Source organism: Intestinibacter sp., assembly GCF_034113885.1.
In the GTDB taxonomy this organism is placed as follows: Bacteria; Bacillota; Clostridia; order Peptostreptococcales; family Peptostreptococcaceae; genus Intestinibacter.
The window spans coordinates 1-2,565 of the sequence record NZ_JAXEWM010000236.1 but is presented as its reverse complement, the minus strand read 5'-3'; the positions used below and the strand labels follow the sequence as shown (position 1 = coordinate 2,565).

Genomic DNA, 2,565 nt, shown 5'->3' with positions numbered 1-2,565 from the left:
CCTATTTATCTTTTCTTGATAGCAAACATACTGTCTCCACGTGCGGAGTATTAGGGAACATATCCATACACTTAACCTTCTCAACCTTATATCCATAACTCTCAAATCCCTGTAAATCCACAACCAAAGTCTTAGGATTACAAGATATATAAATTATCTCATCAGTTCCAAATCTAGCTATATCTCTAACAGCATCCTTATGAATACCTGGTCTTGGAGGGTCCACGATTATAATATCAGGTCTCTCCTTCAAGCTATTCACAGTCTTAGCCACATCTCCTGCTATAAACTCACAGTGAGTCAATCCATTTAATTTAGCATTTTCATTAGCAGCCACAACCGCTTCTTCTACAATTTCAATTCCATATACCTTTCTAGCCTTTTCAGATAAAATTTGTCCAATAGTCCCTGTTCCGCTATATAAATCGTAAAGTACCTTGTCATTATAATCTCCGACAAAATCCCTAGCTATAGAATACAATCTTTCAGCTCCTAATGTATTTGTTTGAAAGAATGAGAATGGAGAAATTTTAAATCTAAGTCCTAATAATTCTTCATATATATGGTCTCTTCCATATATAACCTTAAGCTCGTCACATTTAACTGCATCTGCTAGATTGTCATTTATGCAGTGAATTACACTAACTAAATCTGCTTCTAAATCTAATCCAAGTAGCATATCCTTATATTTAGTCATATCGTAATCTTCTTGTGAGCTTGTAACAACCATCACCATCATCTCATTAGTCTTGATACCTTTTCTGATAACTAGATGTCTTAAATATCCTAAGTGGTTGTTTCCTCTATAATAAGGTAGACCTTCTTCTCTGAAGAAGCTTTCTGTAGATGTTAATATTTTTATAAAATCTTTGTCTATTAACATACATCCATCAACTGTAACTATATCTAAATATTTTCCTTTTTTATGCATACCTACAGTTAGAGGTCCTGCTTTTATTTCATCTCCAAAAGTGAATTCCATTTTATTTCTATATAGTTTGTTACTTGGACTTCCTTCTATTCCTAAAAATTCAAAATCTTTAATATCATGGCTTTCAAATAATTCTAGAACTTGTTGTTTTTTAAGCTCTAATTGTTTTTCGTATGGAAGCGATAAAATTGTACATCCTCCACATTGACCGAAATGCTTGCAAGGCTCTACAGTTTCTAGTGGAGATTTTTCTAATACCTCCATTAATTTAACCTCTGCTTTTTTGCTGTTTACTTTTTTTACTGAGGCTTTTACCTTTTGACCAGTAATTCCGCCCTTCATGTGGATATCTCTTTTACCCATTTTAGTGCAAGACGTGCCACCAAATTCCATTTTATCTACTTCAAATTCGATTATCTCTCTTTTTTTCACTAATTAATCCTCCGTGCTTTCTATTTTAATTTTATTATCTTTCTTCAATCATCTTAACTTCTTCTTCAGTTAACTCACGATACTCGCCAAGAGCTAAACCTTCATCTAATTTTAGTTTGCCCATAGACAGTCTTTTTAAGTATACCACTTTTTTGCCTACACTCTCAAACATTCTTTTAACTTGGTGAAATTTTCCCTCGTGAATTGTAAGCTCTATCTCTGAAATCTCGTCGCTTTTTAGTATTTCAAGCTCTGCTGGCATAGTTTCGTATCCATCATCTAATATGACACCTTCAGCAAAAGCCTTCACATCTTCTTCAGTAACGACTCCTTCAATTTTAGCGTAATAAGTTTTTGGAACGTGCTTCTTAGGTGATAATACCCTGTGTGCTAGCTGACCGTCATTTGTAAGCACTAACAATCCCTCTGTGTCCTTATCAAGTCTTCCAACTGGAAAAGGCTCAAAAATTAAATCCTGTTTATCTATTAAATCTAAAACAATCGGATCTCTCTTATCAAATGTAGCTGATATATACCCATCAGGTTTATTTAACATCAAATATATAAACTCCTTATAAACTACCTTCTCTCCATCAAAAAATATCTCGTCATTTTCCACATCGACTTGAACCCCTGGATTATTTATTACCTTTCCATTTACTTTCACTAATCCATTTTTACATAATTTTTTTAACTCACTTCTACTCCCATATCCTAGATTGGATAATATCTTGTCTATTCTTTGTTTTTTAGGCAACCCTTTTCCTCCTTTTTTCTTTATATAATATATATTATTTTATATTTAATAAGTCATTTTTTCTTATTTTACATCAAAATACAACATACTATTTAAATATATATTGTTCATATTTAATAAATTTTATAAATTTACATCTGTACCTTTTTACCTTTTAAGTATATAATATAATTGATGGGTAAGTGTTGTAAATTTTTAACTATTTTTTAATTTATGGAGGTACAAAATGTTAGTTTCTGCTAAAGATATGCTTGTAAAAGCAAAAAAAGGACACTATGCTGTAGGTCAATTTAATATAAACAACTTAGAATGGACAAAAGCTATATTATTAACTGCACAAGAAAATAATTCACCAGTTATATTAGGTGTTTCTGAAGGTGCAGGAAAATATATGGGTGGATATAAAACTGTTGTCGGAATGGTTGAAGGTATGTTAGAAGAATTA

At 31.8% G+C, this 2,565-nt stretch carries 3 protein-coding genes; 1 reads left to right on the top strand and 2 read right to left on the bottom strand.

Annotated features, from left to right (window positions below):
- Position 1: 1 nt before the first annotated feature.
- Together rlmD and SPD90_RS14240 are read right to left on the bottom strand one after the other, a co-directional pair.
- Positions 2 to 1,363 carry a 23S rRNA (uracil(1939)-C(5))-methyltransferase RlmD gene (gene rlmD, locus SPD90_RS14245; protein ID WP_320925665.1) on the bottom strand — a complete coding sequence of 454 codons (1,362 nt, stop codon included), beginning with the start codon at positions 1,361 to 1,363 and terminating at the stop codon, positions 2 to 4.
- A 34-nt stretch (positions 1,364 to 1,397) separates the two neighbouring features.
- Positions 1,398 to 2,120 (bottom strand): pseudouridine synthase, encoded by a 723-nt coding sequence (locus SPD90_RS14240; protein WP_320925664.1) that lies wholly within the window; start codon positions 2,118 to 2,120, stop codon positions 1,398 to 1,400.
- A 226-nt stretch (positions 2,121 to 2,346) separates the two neighbouring features.
- Here SPD90_RS14240 and SPD90_RS14235 point away from each other — a divergent pair.
- Positions 2,347 to 2,565 (top strand): class II fructose-bisphosphate aldolase (locus tag SPD90_RS14235; RefSeq protein ID WP_320925663.1); only part of this gene is annotated, 219 nt, incomplete at its 3' end.